5 protein-coding genes are annotated in these 4,667 nt (G+C 69.6%); 2 read left to right on the top strand and 3 right to left on the bottom strand.

Annotated features, from left to right (window positions below):
* The coding region (locus BST12_RS28350) for a PE family protein (protein ID WP_139802015.1) at window positions 1–539 on the bottom strand (539 nt) is incomplete at its 3' end.
* Window positions 540–617: 78 nt separating this feature from the next.
* Entirely contained in the window at window positions 618–2,237 is a 1,620-nt protein-coding gene (locus BST12_RS28345) for a PE family protein (protein WP_083116485.1), read from the bottom strand.
* 84 nt (window positions 2,238–2,321) lie between these two features.
* On the opposite strand from BST12_RS28345, the gene BST12_RS28340 reads away from it, so the two are divergent.
* Window positions 2,322–3,002: a hypothetical protein gene (locus BST12_RS28340; protein WP_245850612.1), complete on the top strand. Its 681-nt coding sequence runs from the start codon at window positions 2,322–2,324 to the stop codon at window positions 3,000–3,002.
* Here BST12_RS28340 and BST12_RS28335 read toward each other — a convergent pair.
* Window positions 2,970–3,812: a ribonuclease Z gene (locus BST12_RS28335; RefSeq protein ID WP_083116483.1), complete on the bottom strand. Its 843-nt coding sequence runs from the start codon at window positions 3,810–3,812 to the stop codon at window positions 2,970–2,972. The genes BST12_RS28340 and BST12_RS28335 overlap by 33 nt on opposite strands.
* Before the next feature lie 118 nt (window positions 3,813–3,930).
* Here BST12_RS28335 and BST12_RS28330 point away from each other — a divergent pair, with 118 nt between their 5' ends.
* The gene (locus tag BST12_RS28330; protein WP_083116482.1) at window positions 3,931–4,359 is read left to right on the top strand and encodes a CBS domain-containing protein; all 429 of its coding nucleotides are present in this window, start codon (window positions 3,931–3,933) and stop codon (window positions 4,357–4,359) included.
* Window positions 4,360–4,667 lie beyond the last annotated feature (308 nt).

Genomic DNA, 4,667 nt, shown 5'->3' with positions numbered 1-4,667 from the left:
CCGCCGGTCGCGCCCGACCCGCCGGTGCCGCCGGTTCCGCCGGAGCCGATCAGTCCGGCGGCGCCACCGTTACCGCCGGCGATTCCGGCCAGCGTGCTGTCGCCGCCCCGGCCGCCATTGCCCCACAGGATGCCGCCGTCGCCGCCGGGCCGTCCCACGCCGGCGACCGTTGCGCCGTTGGCGCCGTCGCCGATCAGTGGACGGCCCAGCAGCGTCTGGGTCGGTCCGTTGATCAGGTTCAGTAGCGTCTGCTGCACGTTGGCGGCTTCGGCGCCGGCATAGGCGGCCCCGCTTGCCGACAGCGCTTGCACGATCTGCTCGTGGAACGCCGACATCTGGGTGCTGACCGTTTGATAAGCCTGACCATGCGATCCGAATAACGCCGCCACCGCGGCGGATACCTGGTCGGCCGCGGCGGCCTGCACCGCGGTCGTTTGCACTGCCGCGGCGGCGTTGGCCTCGCTGAGTGTCGAACTGAGACCGGCCAGATTCGCGGCCGCGGCGCTGATCGCCTCGGTCCCCGCAACCACGAACGACATACCCGGCACCTCCACAACGTCAGGAACGCTTGCTCCAAGTGAGCAGGAGCGGAGCTTAACGCAATTCGATCAAGATCGTTATGGGGTCCCGTGCTTGCCCGGGCGACCGAACAGCGTTCCGCCGCTACCGCCGGCGGCTCCGGTTCCACCGTCGGTGCCGTCGCCGCCGTCGCCGCCGTTGCCGATCAGCTGGCTGCTTCCGCCGACGCCGCCGGAACCGCCCGCGCCCGGGGTGGCGGCGGCGCCCCCGTTCCCACCGCCGCCGCCGTCTCCGAGCAGCTCACCGGCAGTTCCGCCGGCGCCGCCGCCACCACCTGCGCCGCCGCCGATACCGGCGCCGCCTGCGCCCCCGTGCCCGCCGTTGCCGATGAAGTAGGTGTTGCCGCCGTAGCCGCCCAGCCCGCCCGCCGGGTTGCCGGCCACACCGGCGCCGCCGGCACCGCCGGCGCCGCCGCTGCCGTAGAAGATGCCGCCCAAGCCGCCGTAGCCGCCGGGGCCGCCACCCAACCCGCCGTTGCCGCCGGCACCGCCGTTACCGAAGAATCCAGCGGGGCCGCCGCTGTTACCGGGGCCGCCGACGAAGGGGCCGTTGATGCCGTTGCCGCCGTTGCCGCCGTTGCCGCCGCCCCCGAAGATCCCGCCCGGGCCGCCGAAGCCGCCGCCACCACCTGCTCCGAAATCGGCGCCGACCGGAACGGCGTTGCCGCCGTCGCCACCCACACCGCCGTATCCGTAGATGAACCCGGCTTTCCCGCCGTCACCGCCCGGGCCGGCGGAGAAATAACCCGTGCCGCCGTGACCGCCGGCCCCGCCATTGCCGTGCAGGAGCGCGCCGTTGCCGCCTATGCCGCCGGCGCCGCCCACCCCGGAAACATTCGTGTCGTTTCCGCCGTGGCCACCGGCCCCGCCGTCGCCGGACAACCCGAAATTGAGCACCCCGACGCTGCCGCCGCGACCGCCGACACCACCGATGCCGCCGCTGCTGCCGCCGAGGCCGCCGTCACCGCCGGCCCCGCCGTTACCGATCAGCCCGGTGTTCCCGCCGAGTCCGCCGGCGCCGCCGGCGAAGCTGAGGCCGTTGCCGCCAATGCCACCGGCGCCACCCGCGCCGCCGTTGCCGAAGATCCAGCCGCCCTGGCCACCGGCCCCGCCGGCGCCCCCATTCGCCGTGACGCTGTTGCCGCCCAGGCCCCCGGCGCCGCCGTTGCCGATCAGCCCGGCGTTACCGCCGGCGCCGCCGGCAACTCCGGGGTTGGTGCTGTCGCCGCCCCGGCCGCCGTTGCCCCACAGGATGCCGCCGTCGCCGCCGGGCTGGCCGACTCCATTGACGGTTCCGCCGTTGGCGCCGTCGCCGATTATCGAACGCCCCAACAGTGCCTGAGCCGGCGCATTGATCGCGCTGAGCAGCCCCTGCTGCGCGGTGGCCTCGGCGCTGGCATACGCTGCGGCGCCGCCCGCCAGGTTCTGCACGATCTGGTCGTGGACGGCCGCCATCTGGGCGCCGATCTTCTGATAGTTCTGCGCGTAAGACCCCAACAGCTCGGCGACCAAAGTGGATACCTGGTCAGCTGCGGCCGCCTGCATGCCGGTGGTCTGGGCGGCCGCGAGCGCATTGGCCTCGGCGATGGCTGTATTGATGCCGGCCAAATCGGTCGCGCGTGCCAGGATCGCTTCCGGCCCCACGACGACATACGACACCGGCACTCCCAATTAGATGAACGACCAACAATCGTATTGCGATCTGTACGACAGGTTGGCGTTTCCCGTAAAGAATTGCCGCAGATGCTCAATTCATGGCACGGCGCCGCCGGGCGCGACCGGTTAGCGGCGGTTCTACCGTTGCTGATCTGCCTTGCGCTGCTGTTCGGTGGCCTTGCCGGCGGCGTTGTCCTGGGCGGTGTGATGCCGCTGCCATACGGGCCCGCGGCTCAGGTTCTGGCCTACGTGCGTGCCGAACCGGTCGCGGTGCAGGTGATCGCCACCTGCGTGTTCGCCTCGTCGGTGCCGCTGGCGGTCTATGCGGCGGTGACAGCAGCCCGGTTGCGCCGGCTCGATGTGGCCCCGGTTGCGGCAACTGTCGCGCTGGTCGGGGGGACGCTCGCCGCGGGTGCGCTCGGTCTGACCGGCCTGCTCGGGTGGACGTTGTCGCGACCCGAAGTCGGTGCGGACCCAGCGCTGGTCCGGGCGATTTATTTCCTGGTGTTTCTGATCGGCGGCCCGGGACACATCGCGGCGCTGGGAGTGCAGATCGCCGCAATCGCGATGCCGGGCTTGGCTATGCGGCTGTTGTCGCGACCGCTGGCCTGGCTCGGCCTTTCGATCGCGGCACTCGCCGAGCTGACCACGCTGGTGTTGGCCTGGCCGGAGCTCGGCGTGATCCTGCCGATTGCCCGGGTGGCGGGGTTGCTGTGGTTGCTGGCGGCGGGCGCGCTATTGCCGCGGGTGCACTTCGACGCGGTGTAGGTCGTCGCCGAGTTCAATCCGGCCGCTGAATTCAGACGCGGCCAGCGCGCGCCACTGCTCCTCTTGCCCTGGCGCGATGGCCGGTACGTAGTGCGTCAGGATCAGCGTGGCCACCCCCGCGCGGGCTGCGGTGGCCGCCGCTTCCTGCACCGAGGAGTGGTAGTCGCAGACGTCCTGCACACGTTGCTGGGGGACGTGAGCCAGGATGTCCTTGCGGATCGCGGTGTGTACCAAGGCGTCTGCGCCGGCGGCCAGCTCGTCGAGGGTCTCGCACGGCACGGTGTCACCGGCCAGCACTACTGACGTTCCGGCGGATTCGACGCGGAACCCGATCGTCGGCGCGACGGGGCGGTGATCGGTGGGGGCCACCCGGATCGTCACCCCGTCGCGGTCCCACACCTGGCCGTCGGTGTATTCGTGGACCTCAATCGGTGGCGGGGCATTGAGATCGTCGTGGTGCGCGATCCGGTATTCGATGTCGTGGCCGAATGCCTTGAGCGTCGCCGCTACCGTCTCCGCGGTGCCGGGCGGTCCGATGACCTGCAGCGGCGGGGGATCGGGCGCGAAGTTGGTGATCCAACTCGTGATGAGCAGGTCGCCGAGTTCGGCGATGTGGTCGCTGTGCAGGTGAGTGAGCAACAGCGCCGACAATCCGGCGGCACCCACACCCACGGCCGCTGCGCGTTGCAGCGCGCCGCGTCCGCAATCCACCAAAAACACCTGCCCGCCCGCCCGCACCAGCGTCGAGGGGCCCGCCCGGTTCGGGTCGGGAATGGGGCTACCGGTTCCGAGCAAAGTGATCTCGATCATGGCCCTAATGCATACCGGGTTTGTTGCATCGCCATGCGTTCGGGTGTTGGCTTTCCCGTTGCGTGAACTAGCCGTAGCCTGATGTGAGGCAGCTCACGACCGACGGGAGGGCTTGTTAATGCGGATCGCGGACGTCTTGCGAAACAAGGGGGCGGCGGTGGTGACGATCAACCCTGACGCGACGGTCCGGGAACTGCTTGCCGGCCTGGCTGAGCAGAACATCGGCGCCATGGTGGTGGTGGGCGACGAGGGTGTGGTCGGCATCGTCTCGGAACGCGACGTCGTGCGCCAGCTACACACGCATGGCGCCAGCGTGCTGTCTCGCCCTATCTCGAAGATCATGACCAGTGCCGTCGCCACCTGCACAAAATCCGACACCGTGGACGCCATCAGTGTGCTGATGACGCAGAACCGGGTGCGTCATGTGCCAGTGCTCGACGGCAAGAAGCTGATCGGGATCGTCAGCATCGGTGACGTGGTGAAGACCCGGATGGGGGAGCTCGAGGCCGAGCAGCAGCAGCTGCAGTCCTACATCACGCAGGGGTAATCGCCCGAGTTTCCGTCGAGTGTGCGTTCTGGCGTTGAGTGTGCGTTGTGGGCGGGAAAGCCGAAGAGATCCCGCCGTATGTTCACTTTCGATGCCGTGAACACACACTCGATCGCGACGGCCACACCCTCGCGATGCCGTGACTGCTAGATCGCGACGGCCACACACCCGCGACGCCGTGACTGCACACTGTGGCCTGGGTTTTGCGTCGTGTGTACTCAGGGCGCTGTGTGTGCGTTCTGGGCGGAAAAGTCGAAGAGATCCCGCCGTATGTTCACTTTCGATGCCGTGAACACACACTCGATCGC

The sequence above is a fragment of the Mycobacterium angelicum genome (assembly GCF_002086155.1).
GTDB classification, from domain to species: Bacteria; Actinomycetota; Actinomycetes; order Mycobacteriales; family Mycobacteriaceae; genus Mycobacterium; species Mycobacterium angelicum.
Note: the sequence above shows the minus strand (reverse complement) of the source record. Positions and strands in the feature narration are given on the sequence as shown.